At 55.1% G+C, this 19,556-nt stretch carries 26 protein-coding genes; 10 read left to right on the top strand and 16 right to left on the bottom strand.

Going from position 1 to position 19,556, the window contains the following annotated elements; translation table 11 throughout:
• Window positions 1–110: 110 nt before the first annotated feature.
• From rpmC to ACREAY_RS02445, 10 genes are read right to left on the bottom strand one after another with little or no spacing between them, the layout of a single operon-like run.
• Window positions 111–317: a 50S ribosomal protein L29 gene (gene rpmC, locus ACREAY_RS02490; RefSeq protein WP_431754181.1), complete on the bottom strand. Its 207-nt coding sequence runs from the start codon at window positions 315–317 to the stop codon at window positions 111–113.
• Window positions 304–1,026, bottom strand: coding sequence for a 30S ribosomal protein S3 (locus ACREAY_RS02485; protein ID WP_431754180.1), 723 nt, complete (start codon window positions 1,024–1,026; stop codon window positions 304–306). The genes rpmC and ACREAY_RS02485 overlap by 14 nt, the downstream gene beginning before the upstream one ends.
• On the bottom strand, window positions 1,023–1,496 hold the full coding sequence (locus ACREAY_RS02480) for a 50S ribosomal protein L22 (protein ID WP_431754179.1): 474 nt from the start codon (window positions 1,494–1,496) through the stop codon (window positions 1,023–1,025). The genes ACREAY_RS02485 and ACREAY_RS02480 overlap by 4 nt, the downstream gene beginning before the upstream one ends.
• Window positions 1,497–1,501: 5 nt before the next feature.
• A complete protein-coding gene (locus ACREAY_RS02475; RefSeq protein ID WP_431754178.1) occupies window positions 1,502–1,909 on the bottom strand; it encodes a 30S ribosomal protein S19 in 408 nt (135 codons plus the stop codon).
• A gap of 51 nt (window positions 1,910–1,960) precedes the next feature.
• A complete protein-coding gene (rplW, locus tag ACREAY_RS02470; RefSeq protein WP_431754177.1) occupies window positions 1,961–2,254 on the bottom strand; it encodes a 50S ribosomal protein L23 in 294 nt (97 codons plus the stop codon).
• Entirely contained in the window at window positions 2,251–3,057 is an 807-nt protein-coding gene (gene rplD / locus ACREAY_RS02465; RefSeq protein ID WP_431754176.1) for a 50S ribosomal protein L4, read from the bottom strand. Before rplD ends, rplW begins: the two co-directional genes overlap by 4 nt.
• Window positions 3,054–4,043, bottom strand: coding sequence for a 50S ribosomal protein L3 (locus tag ACREAY_RS02460; protein ID WP_431754175.1), 990 nt, complete (start codon window positions 4,041–4,043; stop codon window positions 3,054–3,056). The genes rplD and ACREAY_RS02460 overlap by 4 nt, the downstream gene beginning before the upstream one ends.
• 52 nt (window positions 4,044–4,095) lie before the next feature.
• Window positions 4,096–4,935 carry a putative RNA uridine N3 methyltransferase gene (locus ACREAY_RS02455; protein ID WP_431754174.1) on the bottom strand — a complete coding sequence of 280 codons (840 nt, stop codon included), beginning with the start codon at window positions 4,933–4,935 and terminating at the stop codon, window positions 4,096–4,098.
• 2 nt (window positions 4,936–4,937) lie between these two features.
• On the bottom strand, window positions 4,938–5,336 hold the full coding sequence (locus tag ACREAY_RS02450) for a hypothetical protein (protein ID WP_431754173.1): 399 nt from the start codon (window positions 5,334–5,336) through the stop codon (window positions 4,938–4,940).
• Between the two features lie 8 nt (window positions 5,337–5,344).
• The gene (locus tag ACREAY_RS02445; protein ID WP_431754172.1) at window positions 5,345–5,590 is read right to left on the bottom strand and encodes a hypothetical protein; all 246 of its coding nucleotides are present in this window, start codon (window positions 5,588–5,590) and stop codon (window positions 5,345–5,347) included.
• Between the two features lie 211 nt (window positions 5,591–5,801).
• Between ACREAY_RS02445 and ACREAY_RS02440 the strand changes: the two genes are divergently transcribed.
• The gene (locus ACREAY_RS02440) at window positions 5,802–6,209 is read left to right on the top strand and encodes a hypothetical protein (protein WP_431754171.1); all 408 of its coding nucleotides are present in this window, start codon (window positions 5,802–5,804) and stop codon (window positions 6,207–6,209) included.
• A gap of 166 nt (window positions 6,210–6,375) precedes the next feature.
• Here the strand turns inward: ACREAY_RS02440 and psmA are convergent, their stop codons facing one another.
• The gene (gene psmA, locus ACREAY_RS02435; RefSeq protein WP_431754170.1) at window positions 6,376–7,113 is read right to left on the bottom strand and encodes an archaeal proteasome endopeptidase complex subunit alpha; all 738 of its coding nucleotides are present in this window, start codon (window positions 7,111–7,113) and stop codon (window positions 6,376–6,378) included.
• An 89-nt stretch (window positions 7,114–7,202) separates the two neighbouring features.
• Here psmA and ACREAY_RS02430 point away from each other — a divergent pair, with 89 nt between their 5' ends.
• A complete protein-coding gene (locus ACREAY_RS02430; RefSeq protein WP_431754169.1) occupies window positions 7,203–7,619 on the top strand; it encodes a DUF371 domain-containing protein in 417 nt (138 codons plus the stop codon).
• Window positions 7,620–7,672: 53 nt separating this feature from the next.
• Window positions 7,673–7,804 (top strand): hypothetical protein, encoded by a 132-nt coding sequence (locus tag ACREAY_RS02425; protein WP_431754168.1) that lies wholly within the window; start codon window positions 7,673–7,675, stop codon window positions 7,802–7,804.
• Here ACREAY_RS02425 and ACREAY_RS02420 read toward each other — a convergent pair.
• From ACREAY_RS02420 to ACREAY_RS02410, 3 genes are all read right to left on the bottom strand, one after another.
• Window positions 7,797–8,321, bottom strand: a complete 525-nt coding sequence (locus tag ACREAY_RS02420; RefSeq protein WP_431754167.1) for an ArsR/SmtB family transcription factor — start codon at window positions 8,319–8,321, stop codon at window positions 7,797–7,799. The two genes, ACREAY_RS02425 and ACREAY_RS02420, sit on opposite strands and share 8 nt — an antisense overlap.
• Before the next feature lie 280 nt (window positions 8,322–8,601).
• Window positions 8,602–9,432 carry a phosphoribosylaminoimidazolesuccinocarboxamide synthase gene (gene purC, locus ACREAY_RS02415; RefSeq protein WP_431754166.1) on the bottom strand — a complete coding sequence of 277 codons (831 nt, stop codon included), beginning with the start codon at window positions 9,430–9,432 and terminating at the stop codon, window positions 8,602–8,604.
• 47 nt (window positions 9,433–9,479) lie between these two features.
• On the bottom strand, window positions 9,480–10,676 hold the full coding sequence (locus ACREAY_RS02410; protein WP_431754165.1) for a cation:proton antiporter: 1,197 nt from the start codon (window positions 10,674–10,676) through the stop codon (window positions 9,480–9,482).
• 158 nt (window positions 10,677–10,834) lie between these two features.
• Here ACREAY_RS02410 and purK point away from each other — a divergent pair, with 158 nt between their 5' ends.
• The 6 genes from purK (at window position 10,835) to ACREAY_RS02380 (ending at window position 16,909) form a co-directional block, all read left to right on the top strand.
• On the top strand, window positions 10,835–12,019 hold the full coding sequence (gene purK / locus ACREAY_RS02405; protein WP_431754164.1) for a 5-(carboxyamino)imidazole ribonucleotide synthase: 1,185 nt from the start codon (window positions 10,835–10,837) through the stop codon (window positions 12,017–12,019).
• Entirely contained in the window at window positions 12,016–12,534 is a 519-nt protein-coding gene (purE, locus tag ACREAY_RS02400) for a 5-(carboxyamino)imidazole ribonucleotide mutase (RefSeq protein WP_431754163.1), read from the top strand. The genes purK and purE overlap by 4 nt, the downstream gene beginning before the upstream one ends.
• Window positions 12,535–12,729: 195 nt before the next feature.
• Window positions 12,730–13,641: a YncE family protein gene (locus tag ACREAY_RS02395; protein WP_431754162.1), complete on the top strand. Its 912-nt coding sequence runs from the start codon at window positions 12,730–12,732 to the stop codon at window positions 13,639–13,641.
• Window positions 13,642–14,289: 648 nt separating this feature from the next.
• Window positions 14,290–14,574, top strand: coding sequence for a hypothetical protein (locus tag ACREAY_RS02390; protein WP_431754161.1), 285 nt, complete (start codon window positions 14,290–14,292; stop codon window positions 14,572–14,574).
• Between the two features lie 9 nt (window positions 14,575–14,583).
• Window positions 14,584–14,964 carry a hypothetical protein gene (locus ACREAY_RS02385; RefSeq protein WP_431754160.1) on the top strand — a complete coding sequence of 127 codons (381 nt, stop codon included), beginning with the start codon at window positions 14,584–14,586 and terminating at the stop codon, window positions 14,962–14,964.
• A gap of 187 nt (window positions 14,965–15,151) precedes the next feature.
• Window positions 15,152–16,909: an SDR family NAD(P)-dependent oxidoreductase gene (locus tag ACREAY_RS02380; RefSeq protein WP_431754159.1), complete on the top strand. Its 1,758-nt coding sequence runs from the start codon at window positions 15,152–15,154 to the stop codon at window positions 16,907–16,909.
• Here the strand turns inward: ACREAY_RS02380 and ACREAY_RS02375 are convergent.
• Both ACREAY_RS02375 and ACREAY_RS02370 read right to left on the bottom strand, forming a co-directional pair.
• Window positions 16,899–17,675 carry a sulfite exporter TauE/SafE family protein gene (locus ACREAY_RS02375; protein WP_431754158.1) on the bottom strand — a complete coding sequence of 259 codons (777 nt, stop codon included), beginning with the start codon at window positions 17,673–17,675 and terminating at the stop codon, window positions 16,899–16,901. The two genes, ACREAY_RS02380 and ACREAY_RS02375, sit on opposite strands and share 11 nt — an antisense overlap.
• 42 nt (window positions 17,676–17,717) lie before the next feature.
• Entirely contained in the window at window positions 17,718–18,158 is a 441-nt protein-coding gene (locus ACREAY_RS02370; RefSeq protein ID WP_431754157.1) for an Lrp/AsnC family transcriptional regulator, read from the bottom strand.
• Between the two features lie 130 nt (window positions 18,159–18,288).
• On the opposite strand from ACREAY_RS02370, the gene ACREAY_RS02365 reads away from it, so the two are divergent.
• On the top strand, window positions 18,289–19,548 hold the full coding sequence (locus ACREAY_RS02365) for a dienelactone hydrolase family protein (RefSeq protein ID WP_431754156.1): 1,260 nt from the start codon (window positions 18,289–18,291) through the stop codon (window positions 19,546–19,548).
• Window positions 19,549–19,556 lie beyond the last annotated feature (8 nt).

Below are 19,556 nucleotides of genomic sequence, written 5' to 3'. Positions count from 1 at the left end.
CAAAAACTATGGTTCCCTGCAGGCCGGTGATTGTCGGGTCGGAGGACTCGACTACCCTCGCGTCAAGGCCGATGATCTCGTGCGCCAGAACGTTTTCCGCGGTTATCATGCTAAGCCATGACCTTCCTTTCGTTCAGTATGGTCAGAATGCGCGCAATGTCGCGGCGCATGTATCGTATGTCGCCAGAGTGCTTTTTCAGCGTGCCTTTTGCCTGCTCTGACCTCACCTTTGCCAGGTCTGCCTTCATATCTGAAAGCTTTTGGCCAAGGTCGGTGTCGTTCATTTCGCGCAGTGTCTTTAGCTTAGGACGTGCCATTGTTCTCTACTCCTGTTTCTACTGCCACTGGCGCTTCCACATTTGGTGCGTCGGCTGTTGCGGGTGCATCAGGCGATGAAGGAGCTGCTGGCTGTTCCATTCCAGGCGCATTGCTTCCTTCGCTGTTGAATGAAAATTCCTGCGGGAGGTTTGCCTTGGTCGCTATCTTTAACTGTATGCCCATCAGCCCCATCTTTGTCAGCACGTGGGTCATTCCGGTCTGGACAATCTTGCCTGCGACATCGCCGCTCTTTGGCACCACGCCTACCGTGTGCTTTTCAAAGTGCGCGCGCTCTGTCCTGAGCTTACCGGCTATCGAGACTTCGACGCCCAATGCGCCGGAGCTCATTATCGTGTTGAGCGTCCACATTGACGCGCGCCTAAACGCCGTCCCGCGCTCGATGAGCTGCGCAATCCTGTTGCACATGATGTTCGGGTTCAGCTCCGGGTTTGTGACTTCCAGAACAGAGATCTGGGGGTTCTGCAGGCCGAACTTGCTCTCGAGCTTGGCCATCAGGTCCTTGATGCCGACGCCCTTGCGCCCGATTACCAAGCCGGGCCTCGTGACGTAGACGGTAATCCTTGCGCCGACCGGCGTCTTTTGGATCTCGACTCCGCCAAATCCTGCGTCCTTTAGCGCCTGCATGAGGAACTCGTTTATCTCCATGTTGCGGTAGGTGTTCTTCATGACGTTCTTGACTGCGCTCATTGTGCACTGACCTCCTGTGCTACAAGCTCGACGTGCACGAGCGTGTCATACTTGGGACTCGACCTTCCCATGGCTCGTGGCTGGAAGCGCTTGATCTTGGTGCCCTTGTGCGTCACCGCGCTCACGATGCGGAGCCTGTCGAGGTCCATGCCCTTGTATTCTGCGTTTGATTCAAGGTTATCTAGCAATCTCAAAAATTCGTGCGCTGCCTTTTGTGGGTACCTGCCTGCGCTAAACCCGTCGCGGATGTTGCTTCTGTGCGCGACTTCGTTGTTGTAGCGCCTGTATGGCACCGCGATTTTCTTGGCTACGACGTTCTCCAGGAACTCGCGCGCCTTTTCGATGGACAGGCCCTTGATTGCAAGCGCGATTTCGCGCGAGTGCTTGTGCGATATGCTCTTTTCACGGACAGCGGCGCGCACGTGGCGGGCCTTGTCAAAGTATTGGAAAGCGTAAGAAAAGTCTGGCATATCCATCACTTTAGCGGGACGTACAGGCTTGACCTTGATGCGCCGACACCTGGTGCGCCGTGCTGTACTCTCTTGTTTGTTATAGCGTATTCGCCGAGGTAGTGGCCGATCATCTCTGCCTTGATTGCTACCTGCGCAAATTCCTTGCCGTTATGTACCATGATTGTAAGTCCGACCATGTCGGGGAGGATTATCATGTCGCGGACATGGGTTCTCAGCGCGCCCTTCAGCTTGCCCTCGCGTGCCAGCTTTACTTTTTCGCGCAGCTTTCTCTTGTCGTCTGTCATGTAAGTGCTGACGCGCTTGTCCAGCGACCTGCGCTGGCGTGAATTGAGAAGGGGCAGAAGGTTTTCAATAGACAGTGACTGTAACTGTTCTGGAGTGTAACCCTTGAACTTGAATTCACGTACCATTAGATCATCTCCACGACTGCTGAACCACTTTTAAATCTAACGAGCGTCATTCTATACCAGCCCCAGTTTCGTCGCAAGGTCTCTTGCACCTTCGGGCGCCTTGAACGTGACAAACGCCTTCTTGCCCTGTATCGTGCGGGCCGTGTTGACCTCTGTCGCCTCTGCCTCGTAGAGTATGCGCACCGCCTCGATTATCTGGTGCTTTGTGGCGTGCTCTGACACCTTGAACGACAGCTTGTTCTCCTTCTCTATCTGGTTGAAGGTCTTTTCAGTGACGTATGGCGCGAGCACAATCGTGGTCGCCTGCTCGGCTGTCATGCTGGCTGCCGACTTTTCGTTACTCATTTCACCAGCTCCATGATCTTGTGCAATGGCGCCTTGACGTCTTTCAGCTGCTCGATCGCGTTTTCAGAATATATTGCGAGCCTGATTGGCTTTGAGCCCGGGGCGAGGTCAAGCACGCTTATCTCCCTTGAGTTCTTAACCGCGACGCCGGGGATCGCCTTGATTGCCGACGCCTTGGCTTCGTTGCCTACGACGATGATTGCGCTGATGCCTGGTCGCGCCGGCCTTCCCCTACGCCGCGCCGTGCCTGTGCGCGCCTTGCGGACGTTTGCGCGCTCCAAGTCGTCGCCGAGGCCGAGCGCAACGAGTGCCTTTATCAGGTCCTTGGACTTTGTTATCCCTTCGATGTCATTTGATACAATGATTGGGAGCTTTACCTTCTTGTCGAGCTTGTGGCCGCGGCCTTCGACGAGGTCGCGCCTTGCCGTCGCCGCGATTGCCGAGCAGAGCCCCAGCTGCCTCTCCTTGTGGTTGATTTTCTTGTAAATGTTCTTCCACGACTCTGGCGGGTGAGCGACCCTGCCGTGCCTTACGCCTGCCACGCCTGCCGCCTGGCCTGCCCTCGGGAACCCTTCGCCCCTTGCCCTCGCAAGACGCGCGATGCCAAGGCCGGTGTTCTTGGATTCTGCAGAGACGTTCTCACCTGCGCCCGGATAGCGGCCCTGGCGCTGGTACGTGTGCGACAAAAGATTCACGTAGACCTTCTGTATGACTTCTGGCCTGTACGGCGTCTCAAATACAATGGGCAGTTCGACATTGCCTGCTTCCTTGCCGTCAATGCCTAGTATGCTGGACTTTATCATTCTACGACTACCTCCAGTACTTTGGGCTCAAGGACCTTCTTTGGAAGGTTGCGTATCGGGTGGCGCATCTTTACTAGGCGCTTTGGAACGCCGGGGATAGAGCCGCGGACGACGATATAGTCGCCCGTCACAAGCCCAAAGTGCTTGAACCCGCCCTTGGGGTTGATGCCGTCTTTATCGGTGTTTGTCATTAGCAAGATGCGCTTATTGTATTCGGTGCGCTGGTGAAAGCCGTGCTGGCCCTGCCTTGCGACTGTGTACATGACGACCGCAGGCGAAATGGGGCCGAGCGTTCCAACTGCTCGGACGCTCTTTCTCGACTTGTGCTGCTTGCGCTTGACGCCAAACCTCGTGACCGGGCCCTCGATGCCCTTGCCCCTGGTGATGCCAAACACGTCGACGTTCTGGCCTAATTGAAATATGTCGGAAGCCTTGAGCTCTTTGCCAAGAATGCCCTTGACATATTCGAATTGCGCCTTGACGTCCTTGCCGGAAACTGCCAGCTCGAACACAAACGGCTTTTTCTGCGGGATGCCGACCGCGCTTGGAGAGACTGCGGCTATTGCCATGACCGAGCTTGCCTGGGCGACCTTGCCCTCGGCCTTGCTCATCGCGTCCTCTGCCTGCTTGATCTCGACTCTGCGCGCCAGCTCTTTTGGAAGGTCTTTGGCATAAACGTCAAAGACCGCGTGCTGGCCGTAAATGTCTGTCTTGTAGGCGCGGACGCCGATTATCTTTACCGGCGGTGTCGCGATGACCGTTGCAGCGTTGAGCAGCTGCTTGCCAAAGTTCGGAGTCTTTTCTCTGTCGTCAATGGTTAGAACATGTATACTGCCAACCTTGAAACCTGCAAACCCGAGCAGAGCGTTCTTTTCTCCAGCCAACTGCGGCCATGTCCTGACCCTCGCTTCGAGGCTCTTGGCCCTGGCCCTTGGTCTGAAGGCGATACTGCCCCTTCTCGGGGCGCTATACTTGCGATGACCCATAGGTAACGCAACAGTTCAGCGCTTCCTTTTATAAATTATGCAGTAAAGGAAGCTAATTCCTCGACAAAATCGACGCGTTCAGGATAGCCAGCGTGCCAAGGACTGCCTCCTCGAGGCGCACCGTCTCAGTCGCCTGGTTGGGAAACATGTTTACCATGAATTCCGGCTTGATATTGCTGCTCTCTTTTGCGATTATCTCGTGCACGCCGTGCTTGGGTGAGCCAAATATGACAAGCACGTTCTCGGAATTTTTTATGCTCTCTGCAAGCTTGGCTTCATTGTTCTTGATGAACCCGCCCTTTCTCGACGTGGCGATGACAGTGGTTTTCTCGATGCCGCTCAACAGCTTTACGATGGAAGGCACCTCTTTTACCTCATAGCCCCAGTACTCAAAGATGTCAAGCTCTGTCGCCTCCATCGCACGCAGGTGCGGGTGGGGCGACGTGAACTTGACGTTCACCTTCTTGCCGTCCGAGCCCTCGCCGTCAAACGGGACGAGGGAGCCGAGGCCCACCTCTACAAACAGCGCGCCCTTTACCTTTGCAATCACGCCGGTCCGCACGTCGCCTGCGCGCACCGTCTTTATGTCCTGCGGCGGCCTGTGGTGCGGCGCCTTTATCGGGTGAAGAATGCCTGCAAACTCGAGCTCGTTCATTCGCGGGTACAGGACCCTCCTCAGGTACTGCGGCGTGTCGAGGTAGCGCAGTATCGTGCGCAGCAAAACCGGATCTTCTTTTTCAAATTGCGACAGCGGATCGTGGTAGATGTAGATTCGCTTTACGCGAAATATAGAGCAGGCGCGGGCAAACTGGGCTATCTTGACGCTCTTGTCCCTCTTTGTCTGCTCGTCTGAAAGGGCAGAATCAGGGATGGCGACCCAGAGGTTTGTCATGCCTACTCGTTCAGCAGCTGCTGGACGGTGAACTCGAGCTGGCCCGTCGCGCCAAAGAGGTTCTGCCGCAGGTTGCCTTTCTTGTCTATCACAAGCGAAGTCGGGGTCCCTCGCATGGTGTATTCCTCAAATGTCTTGGCGGAATATTTCTTGTTCTTCATGTATTCCTTTACGCGCCCGACGAGCACCTGCCTGTCCTTTTCGCTGTACGACCGATAGTCCGGGACATTTGCCTCGATAAAGTCTTGCACCTTGCTCTCGGTCAGCTCTGCCGACTCGTTTTTGAGGAGATCCATCCCCACCGGGAACGGGATCTTGTACGGCAGGCTCTTGCCGTCCTTTAGCTGGCCATATTGCGATAGCGCGTTAAAAGTCTCGCCAACGACCTCGCCGGTAGTCACCAGCTTTTTCAGGTTATCAATAGGTCATAGTCCTCAAACGCAGTCGCCATGCCAAGCACCGTCACGCCGCTCTTGCCGTACTTATTGTACAGCTCGATGGCTTCCGGGATGCCGTACATAAAGCAGCCGGGGCAGTTTACCTGGAAAACTTCGACAACGACGACATTGCCTTTCTCCTTATCGATGTTTGTGGGCTTGCCTTGGACCCATTCGGAAACATGGAGGTTCGGGGCCTTGGCTCCTAGTTTGACCATGATGCGATAAAGGGTCGAAGTCGCTAAATTAACCTTTGGAGAATTATACACTGGTGATTCTTGGGCGGAATTCGGGTGCCCGTTAAATTCGGCGCACAGGGTGTTAACTTGGGGTGGTGCATGCGCAGAGAATCTTTCTGCAAAAGTTTGTGCTAAGCAGAAGTTAGTGCAGGCCCAGTAACGCATTTAGCATTTGTTGTCCATGTTTTTATTGAGGATGTATCGCCTTCAAAATGACCCCCGAAAGAAAAAGATTTCTGAAACACTTGCTATTGTTGCCATAGTCCTCCTAGGTATAGACACCGCGGAGACATTCATAGCGCAAGGCGGAAAGAGATTCTTGCCACTAACTGATCAGCAGAGCGGAATATTGCTTGGCATATCATCGATAGTGCTCTTCTTCTTGTCTATTGGGTTCGGATTTAGACAAAAGGCAAGAATAACGACAGTGTTGCTCATAGCAGGTGGTGCAATCCTTGCAGTCTCTAAATTAGTAGAACCGACGATGGGTCTGAATCTATACTTGGCTATAGTACTTCCTTATCTCTACATATCTCTAATTGCAATCGGCTTTATCCTCATTGGACTAGGTGTTTTCCGAGCTGTAATGAGGCAATAACAATAATTGCACTAGTTTAGCATCTTGATCCCTCAGCTATCCTTTCTGTCCGGGAGCCACGCAAATCCGTTGATCCTGAGAATATCGTTTATTCGCCGTCTAACTTTTGCAATACCTGGCGGCCGAAATAAAATCGTGAGAAAGAGAGAAAGAAGAGGCCTGGAGCCTAGGCAGGACGCTTTGCGGCCCTTTCCTTGGCCATCGCGGCGTACTTTTCAAGGTCCTCTTCCTCGACCTTGCGCATCGTGTGGGCCGCGTGGTCAATGATTGCCATCTTCAGGTTCTTGGTGCCTGACTTTTCCTCGCTCACCATGTAGATGCACTCGACTGCCAGCGCCGCCGCCTCTGCCTCCGAGATGTCGGGCTTGTATGACTTTTCTAGAAAGTCGGTGACTTGGTCGCTGCCAGCGCCGATGGCGACTGCGTCATAGCCGATATAGGTTCCGGATGGGTCTGTGAGGAAAAGGTTTGCGCCGTTCTTGTCGACGCCTGCGAGTATGAGTGCGACGCCAAACGGCCTGACACCTGCATATTGCGTGAACTGCTGGGCCATGTCGGCAAGGTTCTTGGCAACGCCTTCGACATCCACCGGCTCGTCATAGATGAGCCGGTTGCTCTGCGCAAAAAAGCGTGCGTGGTCTACCTGCGTGCGCGCATCGGGAATGTATCCTGCCGCAGCGACGCCGATGTGGTCATCGACTTGGAATATCTTTTGTGTGACGTTGTTTATCTGGAGCTTTCTCGTCTTTTCCTCGACTGCAAGGATGACGCCGTCCTTGGACTTGATGCCAATGGCAAGCGTTCCGCGCCTTACGGTTTCAATCGCATATTCAACCTGGTAAAGCCTTCCGTCCGGCGAGAATACAGTGATTGCACGGTCATAGCCTGCTGCTGCGGGTAACAATTCAAATTAAATTCGCCCCGCCGTTCCATTTAAGTCTACCTCGTTTTTCAGATGCTAGATTTTAATAGCGTTATCTGGAAGCTTGGCTGTTGGCGCAGGATGAGATAGCGTTTTACGGGCACCCAAACGTCCAGTCGTTCCACGCGCGCACCGTCGAAATCACAAAGGAGGAGCACCTGACCTTAAGGGGTGACTGCATAATAGGCGTGAAAGCTGAAAGGGCTTGCGCCGACATCAGTGACCCGGTGAGGAAGGGGCTCATGCAGAACCTGCCGGCCAGGATGGAGATAATCGTGGGAAGCGACGTCTATGCAATATCGGGCAGCGGCGACGAGCGGCTGACACTCAAAGACGCGCACGACATCGTCATCCGCAAGACCAATTTCGTTTGCCCCCGGACGCTTTCGGTGAGGTGCGACAGGGCGTCGTCAGACATACCCCGGAGCATGATTGAGCGCCTGCAGGACCCAAAGACAAAAGGGTTATTCAGGATAACAGTCGAGTAGCTCCTCTATTTTACATACAGCGCCTTAATGCCGTGAAAAGAGCATTTTCACCCATGTCTAAAATGTACTGCCACATGTGCAAGGAAGGGGGCAAGGAATGCGTCGAGGTGACAGACCAGCGCGAAGTAGCCCTTTTGAAATTTCACGTAAAGTGCTCTGTGTGCGGAAAACTGCTGGTCAGCTAGCTGCTTTTTTGGTCTGCGGCTCTTTTCTCTCTGTCGCCTTTGCAAGGGCGGCATTAACTATCTCTAGCGCAAGGAACTCTCTGCACTTGCCGTCCTTGTCCAGCGCAGCAAATCGCTTGTCGCCCTGTATGCCTGACAGGATTTTTGCAAGCTTGGCACTCGTGTCGTCGACCAGCTTCGCAGCCTTGGCGTCAAGGTCTGCCGGCGGCTCGCACGTGTATACTTTGAGCGTGGCAGAATAGTATTTCATGACTGCCCCCCTTACCTCGACCATCCTGGCAACCTCTATCAGGCCGGCTTCTTTGAGCGTGTCAAGGTGGTGGCGTATAGTCGTCGTTGCTTTTTTAAAGCCGGAGCTGCCAAGCGCCTTGGCAATTTCTTCGGCCGCCATTGGCTTTTGGCCCAGGACTTCGAGTATCCTTATCCTTGCCGGGTCTCCAAGCCCTTGCGCGGCCACATGGCCCATCGTCGTCACGCGCCTTGCCTTGACGTCTTTTTGGAACAGCGTGCCTGGCATACTGATATCATGCATGCCTGCGCAGTAAAGGCGTCCTGTCAGTTTGTTTTGCCGTTGTTGTCAACTGCAGTCGCTTTTATCGTTGCAATCAGTGTTATCTGGTATCAAATTAACGTCAGTGCGTTAGAGCCGATAAGTGCAGTATCGCACTTTAATTTATGATAATAATACTATGGACTCTAGAAAGCAGGCCGATAAAACTGCTGCGGGCGCCCGCAGGGCTCCTGCGAGCACGCGGCGCACTGAAAAAGGCTGAAAAAGCTAAAGGGGATTGAGCGGATTACAGCTTTTCGCCGCTTATCCTTTCGTAGGCCAGGATGTAGCGCCGGCTCAGCTCGCTGACGATTTCAGGATCGACCGCGGGCGGTTCGGGCTTTTTGCCCTCATTGGCAAGCCGGTCGATCTCTTCCTTGAATCCCGTCCTGATGAGCCAGTCGCGCAGGTGCTGCTTGTCATAGGCGTCCTGAATCTTGCCCGGCTGCCAGTCTGTCTTGATCCATAGCCTGTACTCATCCGGCCCTAGCGAGTCGCCAAGCACTATTCTGCCACTTTCGTCGCGCCCAAACTCGAATTTCACGTCTGCAATGATAAAGCCGCCCTTTTCTGCTATCATGCTCATTTTTTCATATAGGGCAATCGACGTTTTTTCAAGATAGTCATAGTCGCTTGCAGAAACTAGGCCCATCGCGACTGCCTGCTCCTTGTCGATTGGGAGATCGTGCTCCTCCGACTTGGTTGTCGGGTCAAACACCGGCCTTGGCAGCCTGCCTGCAAGTACCGGATGAAAGTCGGCCGGCAGGCTCTTGCTAAGATGGTCCTTGTAGCGGTCGGCGAAACTGCCATAGAAATATCCGCGGACTACGCACTCTATCGGCACCATCGACAGCCTCTTTACCAGCATCCTGTCCTTGTCGACGACTTTTATCATGTGGTGCGGCGTGCCAAGCGCGTTGAACCAGAACTCGCCGAACCTGCAGAGCACTTCGCCCTTTCTCGGTATGGGCGTTGCCATCTTGACGTCAAAGGCAGAGACGCGGTCTGAAAACTGGAAAAGGATGTCGCCATCCTGTTCGTAAATGTCCTTGACCTTGCCCTTGCGTAAAAGCTTCAACGCCTCGATCACGAGCCTGACTGCATATCTGCTTATCTATTCTGGAACTAGGCAGGAGGCACGTCGCCTTTTTCCTCCTCTTCTTCCTTTTGCCGCAACGAGTTTGCAAACTTCCAGCCAAACTTGATGACATAGGGCGACAGAAAGGTGGTGATGATGGTCATCGTGCCGACCATCGGGAGGATGAACGCGCTCGTCGCCCCCACGTCCGCGCCGCCCTTTGCCGTCACCAGGGCCAGCTCGCCGCCGGACGCAGAAAGGGCAAAGCCGGACTTTAAGGACGTTTTCTTGTCCGTGCCCATCAGTTTGGCAGATATGTACACGGTTGCGAATTTTCCGGCAAACGACGTGGCAATCAGGATAAGGGCAGGCACGATAAACAGCGGCAGCAGGCTAATGTCCATGAGCGCCCCCACCGACACGAAAAACAGGGCTGCAAACATGTCTCGCAGGGGCATCGACAGGACCCTGGCTATCGCGTGCGACTTGGACTCTGCCACCAGCACGCCTGCAAAAAAGGCGCCGGCGGCGACAGAGACTCCGATCTGGTTCGCAAGAAAAGACAGGCCAAACGCCACCCCGAGCACCGCGACTATGATGAGGTCGTGGTGGTTTGTCTTGCTTACCATGTCTACAAACTTGGGGACGGTCTTTGAGCCGAGGAACAGCGCGCCGCCGATGAACGCCAGCACGAGCCCGACGGATATCCCCACTTCCTGAATCGATAGGCTCCCGGTTGCCGCAACTGACTGCAATACTGCGAGTATCGAGACTATGATGATGTCTTCGATGACTGCGACTCCTAAAAGAAGGACTGCCGCCTTGTCTTTTATCATCCCCAGCTCTTCGAGCACGCGCATTACAATGACTGTGCTCGTGACAGAGATGGAAAGCGCAAGGAACAGGCTGTCAAAGAACGCAAGGCCCATCGCCTGGCCGACGATGTATCCAAGCGCAAGGGTGCCAAAAGCCTCAGTCGTAGCTATTATCAGCGCCTTTTTGCCGACGGACCTCAGCTTTGCTATCGGGTATTCAAGGCCGACAACGAACAGCAGCAGGACTATGCCTATCTCTGCAAGGAGGTTTACGACTTCGGGGTGGGTTACCAGCGAAAACGGCGGCGTGTAGGGCCCGATGAGCATCCCGGCCGCGATGTAGCCGATGACCATCGGCTGCTTTATCTTGTAAAATATCAGGGCCATTACAGAAGCGATGACCATTACTATGGCAAAATCTTGGATCACGGCAGCCGCTTCTGTCACCATTTTCTGTTTCCGCAATCTTTTGGGGTTCATGCGTTAAAAGTCTATACCGGAAAATATCCCGTTGGAATGACTGCCAGGCTTTTGCCGGAGCCGGCTTGAAAGACTTTTAACGGCGCGCCCTTGATTTCCATTATCCGATGGCAGACAGCGGCACGCTCGATCTTGGACGGCCTACTTGCGTTGGCATCATTGGCGGCGGGCAACTCGGCAAGATGATAGCCCATGAAGCAAGGCGCATGTCGCTCAAGGTAATAGTGCTCGACCCGACAGACGGCTGCCCCGCGGCGAGGATTGCTGACGAGCAGATAGTGGCAGATTTCAAGGACGAGCCTGCCATCATGCGGCTGGCAGAAAAGTGCGACGTCCTCACATATGAGATAGAGATGGCCAACTCGTCTGCGTTAAAGCAGCTGGAGGGGCGCAACTATCCCGTCAGGCCTGCGCCAGAGACTCTGCGGATAATCCAGAACAAGCACCGCCAAAAGTCGTTTCTGCTAAAGAACGGCATAGCAGTCCCTGAATTTCAACTAGTGCAATCAGAGGAATATCTGCAGGAATTGTGCAAGACATTTGGCTTACCTGCGGTGCTAAAGGCTACAGAAGATTCGTACGACGGCCGCGGAAACTATGTGATAAAATCTAAAGGCGACGTTGCAAAAGCGTACGCCTACTTTAACGGCCGCGAAATGATGCTGGAGCGGTTCATCCCCTTTGCAAAGGAGGTGTCGATAATGGTTGCCCGCAACCCGTCAGGGCAGATAGAGTCGTTTCCCGTAGTTGAAAACATACACAAAAACGGCATACTTGACACCACAATCGCGCCCGCCCAGATAAGCAAGAAAGTAGAGCTAAAGGCGACGAGGCTGGCTAGAAAGGCGATGCAGGTGCTGCATGGCGCCGGCATCTTTGGCATAGAGATGTTTGTCACGAAAAAAGGCGAGGTCATGATAAACGAGATCGCGCCCCGGGTCCACAACTCGGGCCACTACACAAACGAGGCGTGCTCGGTGTCGCAGTTTGAGCAGCACCTGAGGGCGGTGCTTGACCTTCCGCTGGGCAAGCCTGAACTGCTGGCGCCTGCGGCCATGATAAACATTCTCGGGCCGGAGGGCTTTGAGGGGCCGTACGCTGTCACGGGATTGAAAAAGATGATGCAGGTTCCCGGAGCCGCGCTGTACGTTTATGGCAAAAAGGTCAGCAAGCCACGGCGCAAGCTGGGCCACGTCACGGCGACTGGCAGTACTGTCAAAGAGGCGCTGGCAAGGGCAGCAAGGGCAAGAAAGGCAATAAAGCTGGTCCCCTCTATGGAGAGACAGGCATGAAGCCGCTAGTGGGGATAATCATGGGAAGCGACTCGGACCTGCCGGTCATGAAGGAGGCTGCAGACCTGCTGGACTCGTTTGGCGTGCAATACGAGATAACAGTCGTCTCGGCGCACAGGACCGCTAAAAGAATGGTGTCGTATGCCGAGACTGCGAAAAAGAGGGGAATCAAAGTCATCATTGCAGGCGCAGGCGGCGCGGCTCACCTGCCGGGCATGGTCGCGGCAATCACGCCGCTGCCGGTCATTGGCGTGCCGATAAAGACAAAGAGCCTTGACGGCATTGACTCTCTGCTGTCGATAGCGCAGATGCCTCCCGGCGTGCCCGTCGCGACGGTGGCGATAAACGGCGCCAAGAACGCGGGAATATTTGCGTGCCTGATACTGGCAGTCAAGCACGACGATATTGCGAAAAAGGTGGAAGAATTCAAGAAGGAGATGGAAAGCGCGGTCTTGAAAAAGGCGGGCGCCCTTGAAGACATGGGCGTCAAGAAATACCTGCAAAAGATAAAGTGACCTGTAGTTCTGCAGAGTTTCTACTTGCAACGCGCTTGGCAGAACAAAATGGAGTGTCCTGACGCACTCGAAACCCTTCGTAAATTGACGATGATAGAATGTCCTATCACAAGCCTGAAATGATTCTCCCATCAATAAAGTGCGTACCCGTGCTCCACCTTGCAATAATTACAGTAATAGCGCTACGTCGCCATCGTGCTTCTTTCACAGGCTGCGTCAGCATATGGCAAGGCGACCATCCCTGTCGGAGAGGACCCAAAGGACGTCGCAGTCAACCCCAAAACCAACATGGTCTATGTGGCAAACTTTGACAACGTTGCAGTAATTGACGGCTCTACAAATACGGTCGTTTCCAAAATACCGATCGGCGACGTTAACGGCTGGGCGATTGAGGTAAATCCAAACTCTGGCAAGGTGTATGTTGCAGGGCACCTCTCAGCATCCATCCTCGTTCTTGACGCAAGCACAAACGCTGTTGTTGCTACCATCCATTTGAATGGCAGACCAACAGGAATCGCCATCAATCCAGAGACTAACACGATATATGCAGCATCCTCAGATGTCATGGAAATTGCCGTCATTGACGGCGCTACCCACAAGGTAATCGAGCGGATAGAAAGGGATGGCGACTTTAGGAGGATATCAATGGATCCGTCAAGCGGCCTGGTTTATGCCGGCAACGTGCAATATGGAACTGTCGACGTTATCCGGAACATGTCAGTTGATTCCTTTCGGAAAAGCTATGACGCGCAAATAGATTACCCTCAGGCAATAGATGTAAATCCAGAGACGGGCAGGGTTTACGTGTCAGATTCGGACTCGGTCCTTGTCATTGGTAGCGATAACGACGGACATGCGCTTCTTGAGAGGGTAGAGGTGGGCGGAATTCCGATGGGCATCGCCGTTAATCCGGAAACAAACATGGTCTATGTCGCCAACTTTGACGATGACTCGATTTCGGTTATAGACGGAAAGACAAACAAAGTAATCCTTACGCCATGGAGCGTCTGGCGAGATCGTGACATATTCCGCCATCGGAGGCATGGCGGCGCTCATCCTCTTCAACAGGCGCAACAGATTTCAAAAGGCCAAAAGGTGAGTTTCTAGCGGGGCTGTGTACTGCATCCATCCGCATTACGATAGATTTTGGACGCAGGTATGGCTCATTTCGTAATATTGTTGATCAGTATGCGGTATTTTCAAGGACACAAGAGGCTCCCTTATATTGAATGATTTGTTCGCCATTAATGAGATATACCAAGTAGCCAGCAGGCGACACATTCCACTGGTATTGAATGCCTGCTAAGGCTTCATGGGGGTCACCTCTGCTGCAGAATAAGTCAAGACCCATACTTGGGAAGAATAACGCAACCACACTTACTGCCGCGGCCCCGATAGTTATAGCTCGTCGGCGGTTCACGCCTGAAAATTGCTTTTTCAGCATTTCAAGTTTATGGTCCTTGGCACTGTCGACTTGTCGTCGGATGGACCTTCATCTCACAAGTGCCTCATTCAACTAATTCTTGGCAACACCCTTGGCATATACAAACGCACTTTGCATCGGAGATTTACGCTTTTTGCCAGCTACACTCTTCTTTCGCTCACGCATGCCAGATTGCATACAAAAGTGCAGGATGGCCATAAAAGAACTAACAGCTACCACTACGCTTGTATCGGTGTTCCACTGGAAACACACACATGCACCGTCGTTTGCAGCAGTAGAATTTATTTGGCAGCCATTTTGTTACTGTAGGCGTGGAGCACGCACATTCCAGCCACTCGCACGATTCTCACGATGAGCACGACCACGACGAAGAGCCGGTTACAGTCAAAAAGATGGCGCCAAACGAGGTGGTGGCGGCCAGCCTGGGCGAGCGCGGAGTCGTCGCAGAGGCAGTCGCGCTGGGCACGCACCCGCTGGAGAGCCAGCCCTGCTACAGCCACCAGTTTGCATCAAACCCAAGGTTCACGACAAACAAGGGCATGGTAAAGGTAAGGAACAGGAATTTCGACCTCGTGCAGGTCGTGCAGAAACACTAGGTGAGATGGATGCTCGATGCGACCCCACTCCCGTATGGCGCGCTTGACAGGTACCAAGTGCACTTTATCGTCGAAACAGGCGATGCCGACACCGAGCAGTTCCTTGCCCGGTGCGAGCGGATAACAAAGGGCCACTTTGGCGACAAGCGCATGGTCGCGGCAAAGTGGACCGGCGCGGGCGCGTTTGCAGACACGCTGCAGAACGACACTCATCTGGCCGAATTGCTAAAGAAGGTGTTGCTCGCAGAAGGCGAAATAAGGGTCGACCCGCTTGAGGGCCACGTCCGCATCTATGGCCAGTGGCGCTACGAAGAAGCCCTGAAGCTGGACGCCGCGATGGTCGAGGTTGCCGACGTCATCGCCGGCCACATCAAGGCTCTGGCAAAGTAGCCTCGCGGGCTTGCCGTCGACACGGCGAAAAAGAGTTTCGGCCCTCCCGTCGATCTTTTCCATAATACGCCGCGCACTTTTCTCAAAAGATGGCTCATTATCAAGATGAAGGTACCTTTAATAATCGTGCAGGGATTTTGCACCCTGAGACATATTGGGCTTAAAGTTTGACGGTAAAACTATAGTCGTGACTGGCAGCGGCACCGGCATCGGCCAGGCGATAGCCAAGAGGTATGCAGAGGCCGGCGCCAACATTGTCCTGATGGGCAGGCGCAAGGAGCCGCTCGACCAGACCGCGCAGATTTTAAACGACATTATCAAAAATGCGGGGTCAAAGGGCAGGGTCGCGACCTTTCCGGGAGTCGACGTCTCTGACGAGGAGGGCATCAACTCGATGTTTGAAGGCGTGAAAAAGCAGTTTGGGCGAGTCGACATCATCGTTAACAACGCCGGCGTCTCCGGGCCGGTCAAGACCTTTACGAATGCAAGCGTCAAAGAATTTCGGGAATGCATCGCAATCCACCTCACCGGGACATTCTGGACTGCGGCAAGCGGCCTTGGGGCGATGGAAAAGGGCGGCAAGATAATCACGATATCGACGTTTTTTTCGGAGGAAAACAGGTACGAGCAGCGCCCCTACCGGTTCAGGACGCCGTACACCGCGTCGCAGGGCGCCAAGAACAGGCTCGCCGAGTGCCTGGCGTGGGAGCTGGCAGACCGGGGCATTCGCTCGGTCGCGACAAACCCCGGCCCGGTGCACTCGGACCGCATCTACAAGACCGTGTACCCAAAGGCGGCGGCAGAATTTCTGCGCGTCGGCGGATACCCCGGCCTTGCGTCCACTGAAATTGAGGTGGTGACTGCAAAGGCGCTCCCGTTCCTTGGCGACGCAGAGGACGCGGTCGCCAAGGCGTGCAGGGACGCGGCGGCAGAGATCGCAAAGAAACGCGGCAAGGAAGACGAGGCGACCGTGGGCGCGCTTGCCAAGACCGTGCACGGCGCGCTTGCCAAGATGCAGGAAATAGCAGAAAAGATCCAGGGCAACACGAGCAAGATGATAGTCGACGGCGAGTTCCTCAGCCAGGACGAGGTGGCAGAGATGGTGATGACGCTTTCCGACGAAAAGGTGAGCAAGCTCCTTAACGGCAGGGTGATACCAAACGACCGCGTCTTTTATCCGGTCAAGCCAATCGTCGGCACAGGGGTTGACGTGCTGCCAGAGTCAGAGCTGAGGGGCAAGGTGTTGGTCCTCACGACGACGTCGTCTGCGGCAAAGGATGTCGAGCGGGTAAAAATGATAGCAAAGATTGCGCAGGCAGCCGGAGCAAAGCAGGTCATCGTCCTGTACCGCAATTCTGCCGACGAGGCACATTTCAAGGAATTCCACAGCCACGCAATCGACTTTATGAGCGAAGACGCCGTCAGGCGCATATTCAACACCGCCCGGACGCACTTTGGGCAGATAGACTCTGTCGTCCACTTTACCGGCGACAGCGACTACACCGCCGCGTTCAGCACGATGGCAAGAAAGCAGTGGGATTCGCTCATCGACAACTTTCTCTACATCCCCGGCCTGCTGGTCAAGGAGGCGGTTATAGCGATGGCACCTCCCGGGGCGCTTGAAGAGCCGGCCCGGTTCAAGGGGACGAAAGGCACGGTGGTACTGGTCGGCCCCGATGCCCCGACAGGCAAAAAGATCTCGGGCCTGCTGCGCGCAAGGGCCGACGTGTTCAGGGGAGCCCTCCGGCCATACACCGCGACCACTAACCAGGAGCTGGGCGACGTGCTCGGCTCGAATGTAAAGTTGCACCTTGTGCTCGCCGGCAACAGCGAAGGCGCAGAGCCAAACCTGGACCGGCTGCATAATTCAATCCTGAGCCTTGCGGCAGGCACGGCGCTCAAAAAGAACGAGGCAATATTCTACGTCGACGAGGCTAGGGCCTAGAGCCCAGCCAGTCGGCGATGAATTTTACCGCGACTGCCACAAGCAGCACCGCAAGCATCTTTTGCAGTATGGCGTTTTTCACAGAGCGCGACCACTTTGCGCCAATCTGCGCGCCTGCAAAAGCCCCTGCCGATAGCGCGACGGCGTAGAGGTAGTCGACGTGACCAAGGGCCACGTGAGTAAACAGGCCTGCAAACGCAGTCAGCATCAGCGTCAGCTGCGACGTCGGCACGGCCCTGTACATTGTCATCCTGTGGATTAGGAGCATCACCGGCACAAACACCACGCCCCCACCCACGCCAAAGAGGCTCGATATTATCCCCGCACCAAACGTTATCGCAAACACGGCCGCGTGTTGGAGCGCCGATACCCTGTGGCCTTGCTTTTCCTTCAGGATGGAGTCGCGGAACGCGATATAGCCGCCTACTGCCATCAGCAGTATGCCAAAGTAGAGCTTGAAGTCGGGGGCGGTTATCTGAGTGGAAATGAACCCGCCAACGACCGCGCCCGGTATGGCAGACGCCGCCATTTCGATGGCAAGCCTGTAGTCTATCCTCTTTTGCCGCGAATACGCCACCGTGGACGACACGCTCGTTGACGCGACTGCAAACAGACTGGTCCCTGCTGCTTGCGTCGGCGGCAGGCCAAGGAGTGTGAGCGCAGGTACCATGAGTATGCCGCCGCCCACGCCCAACATGGACCCTAGGGTGCCGGCTCCAAGGCCGACTGCTATGAGTATGGCAATCGTGGTGGCGACGTCAAGCAAGGGTGGACCCTGACGTTAGCCCTGGACGGGATAAATCGTTTGCTATGCGTCTTTCCAAACGTTGAGGACCGAGATGACCTGCGTCCCTGCGACGCCCGGCACCGTCTTTATCCTGCTTGCGATGATGTCGGCAAGCTCGCTTGGGCTCTTTGCCCTCACCTTGAGCAGGAGGTCGCCGTACGTGTGGGTCTCGTGCACTTCGTCTATCGCGTCAATGGCCGCAAGCCTCTTGGCGACTTCCTGCAACCTGCCGGGAAAAGGGTTGAGGAGAACAAACGCGACGTTTGTCTTGCCAAGGGCCATCGGGTCGACTGCGACTGTAAACTTGCGTATGACACCCAGCCGGCGCAGCTTGCGCACCCTGTTGCGGACGGTGCCTTCAGTCACCTTTAGCATCCCTGCTATCTTGACTGACGGCGCCGAGCTGTCCTTTTGCAGCATCTCGATAAGCCTGAGGTCCAGCTCGTCAAGGCCGACTTTCAACGCGTGACAATCACCCCTTGTGGCTTTATAGTTTCGTACCTGCAGCGTGCGAAAGTGTTTTTAATTCCTGGTGGCTCCATCCTGTATGACTTTTGGGCCGAGTCGCGCAACGGGCGCGGTGACTTTGTTGTTGTCTGCTTTGCTGATTGCCGCAGCCGGCAAGGGGCTTGCATACGGGCAGGCTGGCGGCGATGAACGGGCGACACTTCCATCGCCCCTCCGGGGGCAAGTATCTAGCGTCCAGATGGATGCGGACGGGAACCCGGAATGGATTCAGTCGGGCATCTGGGTGATGAGGCTCTCGCCGACTGACGATCCGGACATGCCAGAGGTGAACCTGGTGTCAAGGATTGCGATGGTCATGCTCAACGGCAGCGCGATGCACACCCACCGAATATTCAACTTTGAGCTGAGCAACTATGCGGTTAACGGCAATGGCACCGTCCACACGTTCGAAGGCACGGCGACGGTCACCATGAGGGAAGGGCCGGTCGCCGACGTGCCGCTTGTGATAGAGATCGCCAACAACTCTGTTATCGCAATGAGTATAGGCCCTGACAGGGTAGACTCGCACTTTGGCACCGGGCCTGTCTACGGGACCCTGTCGGAACGCTCGCAAAACGCGACAAAGGCGGCGACGGGACGCGACATGGCGCACGGCACGTCCCCTGCCAACAACACGAGCGTCCAGCTTGAAGGGCTGACGCGAGAGTCCGTCCAGTACCATTCAAACTCTACAGGCTACCTCGTTTATCCCGAGGACGGCGCCGGCTCTCGGCTTCCCGCAGTTGTCATGGTCCACGAGTGGTGGGGCCTCAACCAGAACATAAAGAACATGGCAGAGACGCTGGCAAAAGAAGGCTATGTCGTCTTGGCAGTCGACCTTTACGGCGAGGTGGCCACAGAGCCGGGTAGGGCGCAAGAGCTCGCCGGCTCTGTCCGCAATAACCAGCAGGCGGCCATCGACAACCTCAACGGGGCGGTGGCGCACCTGTCGTCGCTTTCAACCGTCAACAGCTCTAAAATCGCGACCCTCGGCTGGTGCTTTGGAGGGGGTCAGACGATGCAACACGCGCTGAGCGCGCAGCAGCCCCTTGCGGCGACTGTGATCTATTATGGAAACCTGGTGACCGACGAGCAGCAAGTCGCCAAGATAAAGTGGCCGGTGATGGGAGTGTTTGGGTCCGAGGACCAGTCTATCCCTGTCGCCACGGTTGACGAGTTCAGAGCAGCCCTTGACGCCAACAACATCACAAACGAGGTGTACGTCTACGAAGGGGTCGGGCACGCCTTTGCAAACCCTTCCGGCGACAACTATGCGCCAGATGAGACCAAAGACGCGTGGGAAAAGACCCTTGACTTTTTGGGCCGGCACGTCAGGGCCGCGTGACCCGGGTT

Source organism: Nitrososphaera sp. (genome assembly GCF_050748925.1).
In the GTDB taxonomy this organism is placed as follows: domain Archaea; phylum Thermoproteota; class Nitrososphaeria; order Nitrososphaerales; family Nitrososphaeraceae; genus Nitrososphaera.
The sequence above is the reverse complement of the archived record's forward strand: the minus strand, read 5'-3'. Positions and strand labels throughout refer to the sequence as shown.

Coding starts and splice junctions, on each gene's coding strand:
- rpmC (WP_431754181.1), bottom strand. CDS start 317: ATGGCACGTCCTAAGCTAAAGACACTGCGCGAAATGAACGACACCGAC.
- ACREAY_RS02485 (WP_431754180.1), bottom strand. CDS start 1,026: ATGAGCGCAGTCAAGAACGTCATGAAGAACACCTACCGCAACATGGAG.
- ACREAY_RS02480 (WP_431754179.1), bottom strand. CDS start 1,496: ATGCCAGACTTTTCTTACGCTTTCCAATACTTTGACAAGGCCCGCCAC.
- ACREAY_RS02475 (WP_431754178.1), bottom strand. CDS start 1,909: ATGGTACGTGAATTCAAGTTCAAGGGTTACACTCCAGAACAGTTACAG.
- rplW (WP_431754177.1), bottom strand. CDS start 2,254: ATGAGTAACGAAAAGTCGGCAGCCAGCATGACAGCCGAGCAGGCGACC.
- rplD (WP_431754176.1), bottom strand. CDS start 3,057: ATGATAAAGTCCAGCATACTAGGCATTGACGGCAAGGAAGCAGGCAAT.
- ACREAY_RS02460 (WP_431754175.1), bottom strand. CDS start 4,043: ATGGGTCATCGCAAGTATAGCGCCCCGAGAAGGGGCAGTATCGCCTTC.
- ACREAY_RS02455 (WP_431754174.1), bottom strand. CDS start 4,935: ATGACAAACCTCTGGGTCGCCATCCCTGATTCTGCCCTTTCAGACGAG.
- ACREAY_RS02445 (WP_431754172.1), bottom strand. CDS start 5,590: ATGGTCAAACTAGGAGCCAAGGCCCCGAACCTCCATGTTTCCGAATGG.
- ACREAY_RS02425 (WP_431754168.1), top strand. CDS start 7,673: ATGTCTAAAATGTACTGCCACATGTGCAAGGAAGGGGGCAAGGAATGC.
- ACREAY_RS02420 (WP_431754167.1), bottom strand. CDS start 8,321: ATGCCAGGCACGCTGTTCCAAAAAGACGTCAAGGCAAGGCGCGTGACG.
- purK (WP_431754164.1), top strand. CDS start 10,835: ATGGCAGACAGCGGCACGCTCGATCTTGGACGGCCTACTTGCGTTGGC.
- purE (WP_431754163.1), top strand. CDS start 12,016: ATGAAGCCGCTAGTGGGGATAATCATGGGAAGCGACTCGGACCTGCCG.
- ACREAY_RS02385 (WP_431754160.1), top strand. CDS start 14,584: ATGCTCGATGCGACCCCACTCCCGTATGGCGCGCTTGACAGGTACCAA.